This window comes from Arthrobacter saudimassiliensis (assembly GCF_059090665.1).
Genome location: NZ_JBNHFX010000001.1, coordinates 1,266,390 through 1,281,542, shown reverse-complemented (window position 1 = coordinate 1,281,542; position 15,153 = coordinate 1,266,390). Strand labels below are relative to the sequence as shown.

The window sequence follows — 15,153 nt, the reverse complement described above, 5'->3', positions numbered from 1 at the left end:
ATGACGTTTCACGTGAAACGAGGCACGGCAATGGAGAGAATTCCCGGATGGGCGGCCAGCTGGCTAGCGCTAGGACTCCATGACCGGAGGGAAGCGTGCTCCTTGGCGTGGCCTGGAACGGGCAAAGCCGGAACCGGATTTTGGCCTTGAAGTGCCAGCGGAAGGAGAAGGAAGTGCACGCGAGCAGGCCACTCACAGATGGCTGGATAGGGCAGCCAGGAATCGAGAGGTGCGTGAAGACAAGGCACTGCCGTGTACTGGTGACAGCGAACGAACCGCTGAACAACGTCGCATCCTCCTGCTCAAGTTGGCAAATCTACTTAAGGCAGTAGGCGTGCAGACGGCTTCGTCTATCGTGCACGGAGAACCGGTGTCCCTGGTGACCGTAGACCCCGCCGTGCGGACTTCTGGGCCCGTACGCCGTGCGGACCGCAGGACGCGTACACTGTCCGGACCTCTGGACCCTTTCGCTGTCCGGACCGCAGGCACCGTGGCCTGTTGGCCTTGGCGTGGGAACACCAGGGCCTGAGGACGAGGGTGGGGTTGGAGACTGGGTGCTCCGGGCGCTCAGCGGCCTTCCGTCTGATAGTCGGCGGCCGCTGTGGCCGGGGGAGTGAGCACCCACCGCTGACGACAGGGGGTCAGAGTAAAGATGGGGCACGTACTGGTCACCCGCGAAATAATGTGCTGTCCGTCGGCGGCCCCTACACCTGTCAAAGCCAAGTCCTTTGTCTGAGCCCTTACCGCCCACCTGCGCTCCCCAGACCGTTTCACGTGAAACTATGCTGCCGCACTGCAGGAACGCCATGATGAGGTGAGCGGCGCGCGACGTGCGATTGGCGCGGTCGTTGGTAGCGTGCCGCTGGAGCTGGAGCTGGAGCTGGAGCTGGAGCTGGAGCTGGAGCTGGAGCTGGGGGGAAGGGAGGAACCAGGCCTAGACGGGAGGCGGTTGACGCCGGGTCAGGCGAGGACGATGGCGCCAGGAAAGCCGCCACCGGACCGGTCTGCGGCGAGCTTCACGGTATCGGGACGACGGTGGTGGCGCTACGCGTGGACCATAAGGGGACCGGCAGGCCGTCCTTCCAGTTGCGCTGAGAGCTACACGGTAAGGGCATTTAGTACACGGGGGAGGGGTCCGCTACCCGGGTTTCACAAGCGAGGCTTCATCCCTGGGCAGAGCAGGGGGGGGCTGCATGTGATGTCCCAGCGGCCAGCATGCATACGTCGGCCTCCGGCCTATCGGGGACGGGCCTTGTAGGCGGACGGTTCTATGGCCGCTAACGAACACCTGGCCGGCATCGCCGACAACATTGGGGGACAGGCCGGTCTTGTTCTATGGCTAGGTGGACTTCTCCGTTGGCGGGCGGCAAGCATCCTGCCCTGACAGGCCGCCGTCTGCTTTGTCGCTCGCCTTCGTTGCTAGTCAGCCGCGGGTGCTTGTTCGGTACCAGGGTGCTCCAGGAGCAGCTCGTAGGCCCCCCCTGGGGCAACGCCGGGCGTCGGTGGTCCAGGGCCACTACGGCTACAGCGACAGGCTCTGGTACGTCCCGAGGCTGCACCAGAAGCCGTGCCTGCCTTCCGGGCGCAGACAGGGGCCTTGCCTGTTTCACGTGAAACCCACAGCGGTCACGCCGCGCCACGCAATCTGGCGCCGCAGGGCCAAGGTGGCGCCCCGGGTGCCAATGACAGCGGACCTTGGCTGGCGTTGGATCATCCTCCGGCGCTCCTACGTGGTACGACGCGTCGGCCCTGAAGACAGCAAGTCCACGACGGGCTGGCCCGCCACTCACCTCTGAGAGCATCGGCGACAGAGATCGGGTGCTATCAGTTTCACGTGAAACATGCTGCTTAGTTCCACCTCGTCTCACTGGAGCACTCACGTTTGGAGGGGTGAGAGCGCTTCCGGAAGGGAATGGGAGCGCCATAAAGGTCGATCAGGGGCCGAGGAACCACAGGTTCCGGGCCAGGGAGGGAGCCCGCTGCTGGGGGCTGCCGGTAGGAGAGGCAGCTGATGGGGCCCCGACGGTAGGGCGAGGCGCCGGCGGGGCCCGCCGACAGAGCAGGCCGACGTCGTTAGCTCGAGGGCAAGGCAGGACGCACCTGAGGACGCTCAGGCTTGGGCAGGTCATGGCCGCGGGGAGGGTGTGATGATGAGCCACATTGGGACGCATCCGTCGCCGGACCATCAGTGTCGGCACGAAGCGTCGGAGTTGACCTCCAGACATGGCGCCGCCCCCTATGCGGGAGGACCCCCGAGGGTTGGCCGTTGCCTTACCCCGCTCGATTCGCGGGGAGACCAGGCCAGAAACATGCTGCAGAGGGGAGGGGGGAGGGGCGGAGTCGCAGTGCCGGGGCTGGGGGCCGGATCGCAACGGAGGAAGCGGCTGGCGGAACGCAGAATGTGAAGCAGGCGAGGTCATACGTGTCCGGCCAAGACTCCGCTACCGGAGCGTCTTCCGGCGGGCCGCGCCGTTCCAGAAAGCAGGCATAGCGAAACGACATAAGCAGGCAGAGATCAGAGACGAAGTAAGAAGGGTGCCGCGGCCGTGCCGGTCAGACACAAACGGGTTGCATGTCTGGCAGCAGGGCAGGCTCTGCCGGGTGGCAGTCATTCCCGGAGAGGACGAAAGCCGGCCTGAAAGGCACTCGTGAAGTGGCCTCTCATGGGAGGTAAGGCAGGGGTGATTCGTGAGCTTGGAGGGTGGCGGGTGTACCCAAAGGCAGGGTCGGCCGCGTAGCTGATGCTGGCCGGGACAGCACTGGCGATAACCCGCCCGTCGTTGGGCGGTGTGGGCGCGCCATGCAAGGGGGAGCATCGCCGAAGGCGTGGACAGAGGCGCGTACGCATTCCGGACCAACTATGTGCCAGCTGTGGAACGGGCGACGGAGCGTCGGTTGCCAGCCGAAACGTTGATTGCGACGAGTGTTTGCTGTCGAGGCGACGTGGGCGCGGGAAAGGCCTGCGGTGCACTCGCATCCGAACGGGTGCCGGTGCCTGGCTGGAGCGGTGGTCAGAACTTTGAGAGAGGCCCGGTCTCGGGGCCCGTCGGTTGTGAGTCCGGCATCGGTTGTGCCTCCGGCGGTGCGCCGGCCAAGTTGCTCGTGGGGAAGGCCGGCTGTTCAAGGGTCTGGAACTGACCAAACCACCTACAGTTGGTTCAAAGCAGGTGACTCCCCGATCCTCACCAGCGGGGTGCTATTTCTGGTTTCCCGCTCAGCACCTGATGGCAGCCGCCTTGATCCGGCTGAGGGGTCGCCCAGGAAGGATCCCAGCACGCGCGCCTTGTAGCCGCTGCGGGGCTCAGTACGAGGCCTGTTGATAGGCGGGGGAGCAGCTGACGGATTCCGCTCAAGTCGCGAATGCACGTAGTGAAGTTGCATCGAGACTGGGTCACTTAGAGTCGACCAGAGCTTCATTCATGGAGGGAGAGCGTGCGCAGAACCTGTTCTGCAGAAAGCGGACGGCTCAGGCCGAAAGGCTCGGACGGCGTCTCCGGTTTCGCGGGGATCCGCGACGGGCGCAGGCTTCGGGCGGCACAAACGACAACGGGGAGAGACGTTCCACGTGAAACATTTGGTACCTCCTCCTGGCCGATCCTGCGGCCAGGAGGAGGGTTGAGTCATTTCTAACAGCCCACGGCCTGTTTATGGAACTGACACGCGGTAGGCACCGCTCTGTTACAGGGCCCGGAAGGTACCGGTCGAAGGCAACGATCAGCCGGTGAGCCGCTGTTCCTCGGAGGGGTTGAAACGGCTGACGTCATCCAGCGCCAGGGTGCCTGTCGGCTGGTCCTCCTCCTCCAGGAGGTACAGGCGCTGGACCGCGATGACGATGGAGTCGGCGATGGTCTGTCGTACCACCGGGTCGGCCAACCGTGCGGCGTCATGAGCGTTGCTCAGGTAGCCCATGTCGATGCTGACCGACGGAGTGCCGGCGATGCGGAGGGTGTCCCAGGTGCGGCCATGCACGCCCAATGGCGCGAAGTCGGTGCGTGCGGTCAACTCCTTAAGCATGAGGATCGCCGCCCGGTGGCCGATCGGTGAGCGCGGCTCCCCGGTGGAGGGGATGCCCCAGTAGTAGGTTGCGGTGCCTGCGGCGGCCTCCTGGTCGAGCCAGTCGCAGTGCAGATCCAGGCTGAGGCTCGGAACCGTTTCACGGCGTCGGTCGCCGCTTCCCGCAGGGGCAGGCCGTGCCGAATCAGCGGTGACGACGTGGGCGCCGAACTGCGCGAGGATCCGTTCCACCCGGTGGGCGACGTCGCCTGCCACCAGCAGTTCGGTAAGGGCCGCACCCGTGAGCCGTTCGGTGGCATGGGGGGAAACCGCAGTGGACTGGCCGGCGCTGACCCGGATGAGCCGGCCGCGCAGGGCAGCGGTGCTGCGGTCCAGACGGTCGTAGTCCCGCAGGGCGAACGCCTGGCTGGGGGACAGCGCCCGGTTCACCCGCGCCATCGCCGTCATGGTTTCGGCATCACATACGCCGGTTCCCGGAATGCCCAGGTTCTGCTGCAGCTCCGCCACCGCGTATCCGGTGCGGAAGCCAAAGGAACCGTCGATATGGCCGTAGTAGAAGCCCAGGTGGGACAGGTGCCGCTGCAGCTCCGCGACGTCGTCGCCCCGCTGAACCGGTTCGTCCTCTTCGTAGGACAACACCCGGTCGCCGAACCGGAACTGGGCCTCCTGCAGGGCACGCTGCGTGTCCGGGCCCGCAACGCCGTCGACAATGAGGCCGCGGCTCTGCTGAAAGGCGCGCACGGCGGCGTCGACGTGGTCGTCAAAGACGGAGGGGTTGTTGACGGCGTCAGGGGCGAGGTAGGACATGGAAATGCCGGCGCGCAGCAGCGCTTCACGAAGCGCCACCACGCGCCGGCTTACATCCAGCCTCTGCAGACTGTCATCTGCGGAGTGTTGAATCATGGCTACTTCAGGAACGCCGCGAATTCCTGCTCCAGGACCTGCTTGGGCTTGGCCCCGATCGACGTGGCGGCCACCTCGCCGTCCTTGAACACATAGACCGCGGGAATCGAGGTGATGCCGTACTTCGCTGCGGTTGCCGGGTTCTCGTCGACGTTCAGCTTCACGACCTCGACCTTCTCGGCGTACTGGGCCGCAAGGTCGTCAAGGATGGGGGACAGCATGCGGCACGGACCGCACCATTCCGCCCAGAAATCGACAATGACGGGCTTGTCGGCCTGCAGGACATCGCTGCCGAACGAAGCGTCGGATACAGCCTTGGCGTTGCTCATGTGGGGCTCCTATCTAAGGGTCCGGGTCTAGAGGGTGGCTTCCTCGGAAACAGCCTCGGCCGGCGGGGTGGGGACCTCCGCCGCCGTGTCGTTGCCGGCGACGTCGGCAAGGTAGTGCTCGACGTCGATCGCGGCCACACACCCGCTGCCCGAGGCGGTGATCGCCTGGCGGTAGGTGGGGTCGATGACATCGCCGGCGGCAAAGACGCCGGGCAGGGAAGTCTTGGAGGTGCGGCCCAGGACCGCAATGGTGCCCTCCGCGGTCAGCCGCAGCTGGTCCTTGACCAGGTCGGTGCGGGGATCGTTGCCGACGGCGACGAACAGGCCGGTGACCGGCAGATCCGACTCGGAGCCGTCGACGGTGTTGCGCAGCCGCACGCCGGTGACCTTGTCCTCACCGTGGATACCGATGACCTCGGAGTCCCACACAAAGCGGATCTTCTCGTTGGACAGGGCACGGTCCTGCATGATCCGGGAGGCGCGCAGCGTGCTGCGGCGGTGGATCACGGTCACCGAGTTGGCGAACTTGGTGAGGAAGAGTGCCTCCTCCATAGCCGAGTCACCGCCGCCGACGACGGCGATGTCCTGGCCCTTGAAGAAGAAACCGTCGCAGGTGGCGCACCAGGAAACGCCGCGGCCGGAAAGCCGCTTCTCGTCCTCGAGGCCGAGCTCACGGTAGGCGGAGCCGGTGGAGATGATGACCGCGCGGGCACGGTGCACGTCGCCGTTGCCCAGGGTGACGACCTTGATCTCACCCTGCAGGTCCACGGCCGTGACGTCCTCGAACAGGATCTCGGTGCCGAAGCGCTCCGCCTGCTTCTCGAAGTGGGACATGAGGTCGGGGCCCATGACGCCTTCCGGGAAGCCCGGGAAGTTCTCGACGTCGGTGGTGTTCATCAGCTCGCCGCCGGCGGTCACGGAACCGGCGATCAGCAGCGGCTTCAGGTTGGCGCGGGCGGTGTAGATCGCAGCCGTGTACCCGGAGGGGCCGGAGCCGACGATGATGACGTCGCGGACCTCGCCGGCGGTGCCGGCGTCCACGGTGGTTTCGCTGCTCACGTGCTGTGAACCTCTTCCTTGTTGACGCTGTTACTTTCCTGGCCCTTGCGGGCGGAGAGGATACCGGCAAAACGCCTGCCGGTCCCAGCTTATTCCGCGTGCGGCGCCGAGGGATATTCCCGGAGCCCGGAGCCGGGCCTCAGGCAGCCCGGCAGCTCAGGACACGCTGATTTCGCTGATGCGCAGGCCCCAGGGGTACTCGGCCTGGACACCGCTCAGCCGCGGCAGCTGCGTGAAGTTGATGATCACGTAGCGGGCGCCGTCGCCGGCCTCCTGTTCGGGCACCTGGATGGTGGTGGTGGAGCCGCTGAAGCCGCTCTGCGCCACCGTCCGAGCGCCGTCCAGGGTGGGCTCGTTGTTCAGCATCACCGTGAAGTTGCCCCCGGTGCCGTTCAGCTGGGTGATTTCCACCGCATTGACCGTCGCTTCCTGCTCCAGCTCGACCACCAGGGCCAGGCTGGGGGCCAGGCCCCCGAAGGTGTCATTGGCGTAGACGTAGCTGGACCAGAAGCTGGCCGGGTCGCCGTCGGTAATCCGGGGAAGCGCTCCGTCGTTGACCGAGTCGAGCTGCTGGTTTCCCGGAACCAGCCGGCTGACGCCCGCCACCACGGGGGCGGGCGCGGTCTCGGCGGCGGGGCCGTCCGACGGGGCGGCGGACTCCGGCGCGGCCGAGGTCTCGGGGGCGACCTGCTCGGCGGCGCTGAACATGTCGCCGAGCCGCCCGAGGTTTCCAACGGCAAACACGACGGCCAGGACCAGGACCAGGCCGAGCACCCCGCCCACGACCAGCCGGCCGGTGCGCTTGCCGCCGGAGGAGGAAGTGTCCTCGTCAGCGTCGTCGTCGGTCAGCTCGCCGGCGAGGGAGTCGTCGTAGCCGGCGCCGGCCATGGCCGACCGTGGGAAGCTGGAGGGGCGGCGGGCGTCACCGTTGTTCTCCTCCGTGCGCTCATCCTCCCACCGGCTGACCTTGTCGCTCTGGGCGCGGGCCGCGGGCGCCGCAGCCGGAGCTGCGGGCATGGCGGACGTCGCTGCTTCCCGGCGCGGGGGAGCGGACGGAGGCGGCGGTGCGGCGGCGGCGCCGGTGGCCGCTTCGGCGGGGGCGTCGTCCACTCCGCCGTACTCCAGGTCCTGTCCGCTGCCGGCGGCGGCTGCTGCGGCCGCGCCGGCTCCGGAACGTCCGAACCTGGGCATCCTGGCCTTCGCCATGTGCGGCAGCAGGGGCCGCTTGGGGCGGTCCTCATCCACTTCGACGTAGATGTCTTCGCGGTCGTCGGGCTCCGGCTCGCGCGAGCGGGGCATCCCGAAGATCTCGGAACCGAGGGTGTCGGTGAAGAAGGGCTCGACGAACGGCGCGTCGCGTTCGATCACGAGGTCCAGCAGGTCCGCGGCGTGTGCCTCGCTGGTGACGAGGTAGGTCTGCCCGTCGCTGATGCCCAGGTCAAGCACCTGCACATTGGCCTCGCGCTCACCGGTGGCGATTTCGCGGGCGCTGGCCGTCACCTGGCTGGCATTCGCCGGAGCCGCGAGGAGGATGCTGACCGGCCGGTTCAGGACCTGGTCCACGCCGTCGAGGACAAGGTCGTTCTCAGCTGAGGCCAGCACCTGGGCGGTCACTTTGTAGCGTCCTCCCAGCACTGAGCCGACGTCTACCGGCTGCGGCACGTTTTCCTCCCAAGGAAACGGCAAGTGGGGCCTTGCCTATGGACAACTGCTGTCGGGCTGCGGACCACGCAAGACCGCCCGCTCTCGGTCCCATGCTACCCGCGCCCCCGGGCAAAACCGCAGTTCCGGTACTAGGCCCCGCGGCGGACCCTTGCCAGCAGGGGCGCCAGGAAGGTATCGAGTTCACGGACCTTCAGCAGGCGCAGCCCCACGTAATAGACCGCCGCCATCACCAGGCCGCAGACCGCGATCACCACCACGGAGGAGGTCATTGACTGCCAGGCGTAGCCGTCCGCGGAGTATCCGCCGAGCAGCGCCAGCACCGCGGCGCCGACGGCGGCGCTGCCCAGCGCGGCCACCGTGAGCCGCAGATGCACGTCCACGGTGCGGGCGGCGCCGTAGCTGCCCAGCCGGCGGGTAAGGAAAATATGGCTGAGGATGACGGCGGCCACGTTGCCCAGGGAGTAGGCCACCGCCAGCCCGAACACGATGCGGTCCGGGGGCAGCGCCAGGGCCGTGAGGGCCAGGGCGATCCCGAACGCGGAGAGGATCAGCTGCATGATCAGGGGAGTCTTCGCGTCGTCATTGGCGTAGAAGGCCCGGTTCATCAGGAAGGTGGCGCTGAGGAACGGTGCGCTGACGGCCAGCAGCACCAGCACCTGGGCCTGGACGGCGGCCGAGGCATTGGATCCGCCGCTGAACCACATGCTGATCGGCCCGGCGAGAACCACGAGGACGGCGGCGGCAAACACAGTGGCGACACCGATGGTGCGCAGGCCGCCGGAAAGGGTGCGCCGCACCGAATCGAGGTCCTGCTCCGCGAAGGCGTGCGACATGTGGTTGAACAGCACCGTGGCAATCGAGAGCGTGATCACCGAGTGCGGGATGATGTACAGCATTGAGGCGGTCTCGAGGTTCAGATGGCCTGCGATCACCTGCGGCGGATCCATCGCCAGGTAGGCGTCGCGTGCCCGCGTCGCCGCCGTGGCCACGTTCGTGTAGACCAGGTACGAGCCGTTGCCCACGAGCATGGTGATGATGGTCCAGCGGGCCACTTTGGCCGCCTGCCCCAGTCCGGCGCCGCGCAGCTTCAGGGACGGCCGCAGGCCGAGGCCCAGCCGCTTCAGCGGCACGAGCAGGATCAGCGCCTGGGCCGCGATGCCCAGGGTGGTGGATCCGGCGAGGATCACGGTGGCGGTTCCGGACCAGGTGTCCGGGGAGAACCCCTGCGTTTCCTCCCGCCCGATGACACTGATGAACAGCAGCAGGCCCGCGATCGCCACGATGTTGTTCAGCACCGGCGCCCACATGTAGGCGCCGAACCGCGCGTTTGCGTTGAGGATCTGCCCGATCACCGCGTAGGCGCCGTAGAAGAAGATCTGCGGGAACAGCCAGTAGGCGAAGGTGGTGGCCAGCCCCAGCTGATTCTCGTCGAAGCGGGTGACCACGGGCAGGATCAGCGGGGCGGCGAGCGTGACCAGCAGCGTGACGGCGGCCAGGAAGACCAGGCTCAGGGTCAATATGCGTGAGACGAACTCCCGGCCCCGGTCCGGCCGCTTGCTCGCCTTGATGATCTGCGGCACCAGGACGGCGTTGAACACGCCGCCGGCCACCATCAGGTAAATGAAGTTCGGCAGCACGTTGGCGGCGCTGAAAAGGTCGGTGACCAGGCCGGTGCTGCCGATCGCCACGGCGAGCAGCGCCGTCCGGACCAGTCCCAGGAGGCGGGAGGCGAGGGTTCCCGCGGCCATTACCGCGCTGGAACGGGCGGTACTCGTTGCTGTGATGTTCTCGGCCATGGTGCCTTTATGCTCTCACCTCCGCGGCCGGGCTCCCCAACCGCAGCACCGCGGCTCAGAGATGGCGGGGCAGGATTTCCCGGGCGAGGTCCGCGATGCGGCGCTCGTTGGGGAAGGAGAGCCGGCGTCCCAGCTCGGCCAGCGGCACCCAGGCGACGTCGACCGCTTCGTGGTCGGGATCGTTCTCGATGGTGAGGTGGCCACCGGTGGCTTCGAGCAGGAAATGGTGCACCGTCTTATGCACGCGGTGCCCGCTGACCGTGAACCAGTAGTCGATGCTGCCCAGGGTGCTCAGGATGCGTCCGCTGATCCCGGTCTCCTCGGCGATCTCCCGCACGGCGGCCTGCTGGTTGGTCTCGCCGTTCTCGGGATGCCCCTTCGGCAGGCACCATTCGAGCCGCCCGCCGCGGTTGAGCCGGGCGATGATGGCCACCGGCAGCTCCGGCGCCGTGCAGTCCACCACGATTCCCCCCGCGGAGACCTCCTCCACGGTGGGCAGCGGCATCTGCCCCGCGGGCGCGCCGGAAGAGCCCATTGACGCAGTCAACGGGGTCCTCTTCGGAGCGCTCGGAACAGGGTGGGCCATAACCCCACTCTAACGACCTTTGTGCGGCGATGATGACTGTTCGGCGACGCCCCGGTGCTGCCGCGGCGCCCCCGGCGTGTCCGCCCTCCACAGGGCTCCCGTGGTCCGCCCCAGCCTCTTTATCTGGCACGCTTAAAGCACTATGGTGCACCTTTTTGACGGCTCGGCCCTCCAGACCCCGCTTCCTCCCGTCGTGACGGAGCTCGGCGGCCTGTTCGAGGCGGCCGGATTCGAGCTGAGCCTGGTCGGCGGGCCGGTTCGTGACCTCTTCCTTGGCCGCCTGTCCCCGGACCTGGACTTCACCACCAACGCCCGCCCGGACGACATCATCGGCGTGGTCCGCACGTGGAGCGACACGTTCTGGGAGATCGGGCGCGAGTTCGGCACCATCGGCCTGCGCAAGGGCGGCTGGCAGATCGAGATCACCACCTATCGTGCCGACGCGTACGAGCGCAGCTCCCGCAAGCCGGAGGTGCGCTTCGGCGAGAAGCTCGAGGATGACCTGTTCCGCCGCGACTTCACCATGAACGCCATGGCGCTGCGGCTGCCCTCGCTCGAGCTGGTGGACCCGTTCGGCGGAGTCCAGGACCTGCATGCCGGCCGCCTGCGCACCCCGGGCACCCCCGCGGCGTCGTTCTCCGATGATCCGCTGCGGATGATGCGCGCGGCCCGGTTCGCGTCCCAGCTGAAGGTCGACGTCGCCCCCGAGGTGTTCGAGGCGATGCAGGACATGGCCGAGCGGATCACGATCATCTCGGCCGAACGGGTGCGCGATGAGCTGGTCAAGATGATCAACGGCGCGGACCCGGCCACGGGCATCGACCTGCTGGTGCGCACCGGCATCGCGGACCAGGTGCTGCCGGAGGTTTCGGCGCTGCGGCTCGAGCTCGATGAGCACCACCGGCACAAAGACGTGTACCAGCACTCGCTGACGGTGCTGCGGCAGGCCTGCGAGCTGGAGTCCGACGCCGACGGCCCGGTTCCCGGCCCCGACTTCATCCTGCGCTTCGCCGCGCTGATGCACGACGTCGGCAAGCCTGCCACCCGCCGGTTCGATCCGTCCGGGGCGGTCAGCTTCCTGCACCACGACGTGGTGGGCGCCAAGCTCACCGCCAAGCGGATGAAGGCGCTGCGCTTCGACAACGACACCATCAAGGCCGTGGCCCGGCTGGTGGAGCTGCATATGCGCTTTTACGGCTACGGGGACGCCGGCTGGACGGATTCCGCCGTCCGCCGCTATGCGAACGACGCCGGCGCGCTGCTGCCGCGCCTGCACCGGCTGACCCGTTCCGACGTCACCACCCGGAACCGGCGCAAGGCCGAACGCCTGGCCTTCGCCTATGACGACCTGGAACGGCGCATCGCCGAACTGGCTGAGCAGGAAGAGCTTGCCGCTGTCCGCCCGGACCTGGACGGCGAAGCCATCATGGCGCTGCTGGGCATCGGGCCCGGGCCGGTGGTGGGCCGCGCCTATCGTTTCCTGCTGGAGGAGCGTCTGGAGAACGGGCCGCGCAGCGACGCGGAGGCGGCGCAGCTGCTGCTCGCCTGGTGGCAGGACCAGCCCGAATCGGCGGGCTCCGCCGCCCCCGCCCCGGACGGGCAAGGGGACGCCGGGCCTGCGCGGTAGGCGCGCTTCAGGCGGATCAGCTTCAGACGGACCATCGGACTCAGCGCAGCGTGGAAGGAAACCCCATGGAGGCACCCCAGGACCTCGGACCGGCAGTTCCGGACCTCACTCCCTCCGGCACCCGGCTTCCCATGCTCTGGCTGCTGCGGCACGGGGAGACGGAATGGTCCCGGGACGGCCGGTACACGGGCCTCACCGACATTCCGCTGACCGACGCCGGTGAGGCGCAGGCCCGCGCCGCCGGGCGCAGGATCGGCGACGTCGTCTTCGACCGCGTGCTGACCTCGCCGCTGGGGCGTGCCCGGCGCACCGCCGAGCTGGCCGGCTACCCGGGAGGCCAGGTCGTTCCGCACGCCCATGAGTGGGACTACGGGAACAACGAGGGCCGCAGCAGCCGGACGGTCCGGGAGGAAAACCCCGGATACCTGATCTGGAACGACGGCGCCCCGGGCGGCGAGAGCCTGGAGCAGATCGCCGCCCGCGCGGACCGGATCATCTCCGACGTTCAGGCCGGCACCGGCACGGCCATGGACCGGGACCCCGAGGCGGTGCCCGTGGAGCGGGTACTGCTGGTGGCGCATGGGCATTTCCTGCGGGTGCTTGCGGCCCGCTGGCTGGGCCTTCCGGCCGCGGCGGGCAGGCATTTCGTCCTCGGAACGGCCGCCGTCTGCATCCTCGGGTGGGACAAACGAACCCCGGCCGTCGTCCGCTGGAATAGCTAAAAGTAATATCTTTCGGATTTTTTGCCTTTTCGGCTTGTGCGCCGCCGCGTATTCGGGGTAGCTTTATTCCACACGAATCCCCGCGGTTGAGAGCAGCCGCCAAACACCAAATGGAGGTGGAGAATGATCACAGCGCGAATCAACGTCGTAAACACCTCCGGTGTAGGCATGCTCCCGCGTAAGCGGATTCCGGCGGCCCCAGGCCCGCGACGGCATGGTGCATCCGCCCATGGTTTCGTCGCCGGCCGCGGGACGGGCTTTGGCACCGGCCTTGGCTTCGGATCGCGGGCCAACAACGCCTAAGCGTTCACCGGCGGGCTGACCCTGCCGGGCCGTTGGCCGCTTGCAAGGCAGGCGCGTAGCTTCGCCTCCCCTGCACCGAAGTTCCGACCCGGGCCACTGCACTGACCTGCTGACCTGACCTCACGCACCGCCAACGGCGGCCTTCGCCTCACCTTACGGACTGCCGGAACACTTCGGCCTCCTGCGAAGGCGCCCGCGGCAGCGCGGGAGGGCAGCGGCGGATCCGTTCCTGTCCCGGAAAGCCGCGTCCTTCAATCGGCGGAACTCTTTCATTCCGCGGATGCGGACCGGCCTGCCCCGGAATCCTCGCCTTTTTTAATTCGCTGCGGGGCCTATTCAGGTTCCTTTGACGAACCGTGCGGAAATTATCGCCCGCTCTTTCCTTCCACCTCTTTCCTTGCTGATTCCTGCCCGAATTCACGCATATTGCCAGGAGAAATTGTCATGCCCAAAAACAAGCCTGCCGCCTCCCGCATCCCCGGCGGCACCTCCCCAGAAGGCTCCCCGCCGCCCCGCCGCATCCACCGCACCCGCTGCCACGGCACCCGCGGCCGGGACGGCAGCCCGAACCCCTGCCTCCGCCGCGGCCAGGCTGCTGCGCCGCCTGGCCGCCGCCTGGCACCGTGCCGGACCCGGCAGCAGCGCCGTCGCCGAGGCGCACCGCCGGACACCGGAATGGCACCTGCTCTCCCATCACCGCCACATGGTCCGCTGACGCGTCCGGCATCACGCCCTGACCCGGAAACATCCGGGCCCCTGCCGGCGTTATACAGTCGATAGTGCGGCCGTTGCTCGGCGGCCCGCGCGCAGGCCGGCAGTGAAGGGAGCGGGGTGCCTGAAGTCAAGCGTGTGGCCATGCTGTCCCTGCACACCTCCCCGCTCGAACAGCCCGGATCCGGCGACGCCGGCGGCATGAACGTCTACGTGCGCTCGGCCGCCCTTGAGCTGGCACGCACCGGTATCGATGTCGACATTTTTACCCGCGCCTGCACCGGGACCCAGCCGGACGTTGTCCGGCTGGGTCCCGGCGTCGTGGTTCGCCACGTCAAGGCCGGGCCGCTGCGCCGGGTGCCCAAGGAGGACCTGCCCCGGCTCAGCGGTGAGCTTGCGCACGGTGTCTGCGAGGCCGGAGCCGGCCAGGACTACGACCTGCTGCACTCCCACTACTGGATCTCGGGCATCGCCGGCCTGGACGTGGCCCGCGCCTGGGGCCTGCCCCTGGTCCACACCATGCACACCATGGCGCAGGTCAAGAACCAGCGGCTGCAGCCCGGGGAACAGCCGGAACCGGCCGTGCGCATCCACGGTGAACAGCAGGTCGTCGACGGTGCGGCGCGGCTCATCGCCAACACCGCCACCGAGGCCGGTGAGCTGCGCGACCTGTACGGCGCCGATCCCCGGCTGGTGGACGTGGTGGCCCCCGGCGTGGACCTGCGGCTCTTCCATCCCCACGGGCGGGCCACGTCCCGGGCAGCGCTGCGGATGCCTCCGGAGGCGTTCCACGTCGTGTTCGCCGGGCGCATCCAGCGCCTGAAAGGTCCGCACGTGCTGCTGCAGGCGGCAGCCGACCTGGTTCGCCGCCGCCCGGACATTCCGCTGGCGGTCAGCGTGATCGGCGCCGGCAGCGGAGCGCAGCTGCTGGACCTGAAGCCGATGGTCACGGCCCTGGGACTGGAGCGGCGGGTCACCCTGCATGAGCCGGTGCAGGCCTCCGCCCTGGCCGGCTGGTTCCGCTCCGCCGACGTCGTGGCCGTCCCCTCCTTCAGCGAATCGTTCGGACTCGTGGCCCTCGAAGCCCAGGCCTGCGGCACTCCCGTGGCCGCCGCCAACGTGGGCGGCCTGCCCGAGGCCCTGGGCAACGGGCGGTCCGGCGTCCTGGTGGACGGCCACGCACCCGAAGCGTGGTCCCGTGCGCTGGAACGGCTGCACGACGATCCCGCGGGGCGCGCCGCCCTCGGAGCCGCTGCGGCGGCACGGGCACAGAACTTCGGCTGGCAGCACACGGCGGCGCTCACCGCCCGCAGCTACGAGGCCGCGGCGGCCCGGCACCACGCCTTCTCGCTGCCGCACTGAACCGTTCCGGCGACAGCCGGGCCGCTGATAGGTTGACGCAGAGTACCGCCGCGCCGAAGCGGCGCGGCCAGCACGA

Annotated in this window: 9 protein-coding genes; 3 read left to right on the top strand and 6 right to left on the bottom strand. The window is 68.2% G+C overall.

Annotated features, from left to right (window positions below; genetic code table 11):
• Window positions 1–3,714: 3,714 nt before the first annotated feature.
• The 6 genes from AC5RV6_RS05960 to AC5RV6_RS05935 form a co-directional block, all read right to left on the bottom strand.
• Complete coding sequence (locus AC5RV6_RS05960; protein ID WP_494006356.1) at window positions 3,715–4,860, bottom strand: peptidoglycan-binding protein; 1,146 nt, start codon at window positions 4,858–4,860, stop codon at window positions 3,715–3,717.
• Window positions 4,861–4,919: 59 nt separating this feature from the next.
• Window positions 4,920–5,246: a thioredoxin gene (gene trxA / locus AC5RV6_RS05955; protein ID WP_494006355.1), complete on the bottom strand. Its 327-nt coding sequence runs from the start codon at window positions 5,244–5,246 to the stop codon at window positions 4,920–4,922.
• Between the two features lie 27 nt (window positions 5,247–5,273).
• Window positions 5,274–6,305 carry a thioredoxin-disulfide reductase gene (gene trxB, locus AC5RV6_RS05950; protein ID WP_494006354.1) on the bottom strand — a complete coding sequence of 344 codons (1,032 nt, stop codon included), beginning with the start codon at window positions 6,303–6,305 and terminating at the stop codon, window positions 5,274–5,276.
• 156 nt (window positions 6,306–6,461) lie between these two features.
• Entirely contained in the window at window positions 6,462–7,967 is a 1,506-nt protein-coding gene (locus AC5RV6_RS05945; RefSeq protein WP_494006353.1) for an ABC transporter substrate-binding protein, read from the bottom strand.
• A 131-nt stretch (window positions 7,968–8,098) separates the two neighbouring features.
• Window positions 8,099–9,766 carry a murein biosynthesis integral membrane protein MurJ gene (murJ, locus tag AC5RV6_RS05940; RefSeq protein WP_494006352.1) on the bottom strand — a complete coding sequence of 556 codons (1,668 nt, stop codon included), beginning with the start codon at window positions 9,764–9,766 and terminating at the stop codon, window positions 8,099–8,101.
• 55 nt (window positions 9,767–9,821) lie between these two features.
• Window positions 9,822–10,352, bottom strand: coding sequence for an NUDIX hydrolase (locus AC5RV6_RS05935; RefSeq protein WP_494006351.1), 531 nt, complete (start codon window positions 10,350–10,352; stop codon window positions 9,822–9,824).
• Between the two features lie 142 nt (window positions 10,353–10,494).
• Between AC5RV6_RS05935 and AC5RV6_RS05930 the strand changes: the two genes are divergently transcribed.
• The 3 genes from AC5RV6_RS05930 to mshA all read left to right on the top strand — a co-directional run bounded on the left by AC5RV6_RS05930 (window position 10,495) and on the right by mshA (window position 15,077).
• The gene (locus AC5RV6_RS05930; protein WP_494006350.1) at window positions 10,495–11,979 is read left to right on the top strand and encodes a CCA tRNA nucleotidyltransferase; all 1,485 of its coding nucleotides are present in this window, start codon (window positions 10,495–10,497) and stop codon (window positions 11,977–11,979) included.
• A gap of 131 nt (window positions 11,980–12,110) precedes the next feature.
• Entirely contained in the window at window positions 12,111–12,701 is a 591-nt protein-coding gene (locus tag AC5RV6_RS05925) for a histidine phosphatase family protein (protein ID WP_494006632.1), read from the top strand.
• A gap of 1,134 nt (window positions 12,702–13,835) precedes the next feature.
• Window positions 13,836–15,077 (top strand): D-inositol-3-phosphate glycosyltransferase, encoded by a 1,242-nt coding sequence (gene mshA, locus AC5RV6_RS05920; RefSeq protein ID WP_494006349.1) that lies wholly within the window; start codon window positions 13,836–13,838, stop codon window positions 15,075–15,077.
• Window positions 15,078–15,153: the final 76 nt, after the last annotated feature.

What these genes read in the sequence shown, in the direction of transcription:
- trxA (WP_494006355.1), bottom strand. Translation starts at nt 5,246, where the DNA reads ATGAGCAACGCCAAGGCTGTATCCGACGCTTCGTTCGGCAGCGATGTC.
- murJ (WP_494006352.1), bottom strand. Translation starts at nt 9,766, where the DNA reads ATGGCCGAGAACATCACAGCAACGAGTACCGCCCGTTCCAGCGCGGTA.
- AC5RV6_RS05935 (WP_494006351.1), bottom strand. Translation starts at nt 10,352, where the DNA reads ATGGCCCACCCTGTTCCGAGCGCTCCGAAGAGGACCCCGTTGACTGCG.
- AC5RV6_RS05930 (WP_494006350.1), top strand. Translation starts at nt 10,495, where the DNA reads ATGGTGCACCTTTTTGACGGCTCGGCCCTCCAGACCCCGCTTCCTCCC.
- AC5RV6_RS05925 (WP_494006632.1), top strand. Translation starts at nt 12,111, where the DNA reads ATGCTCTGGCTGCTGCGGCACGGGGAGACGGAATGGTCCCGGGACGGC.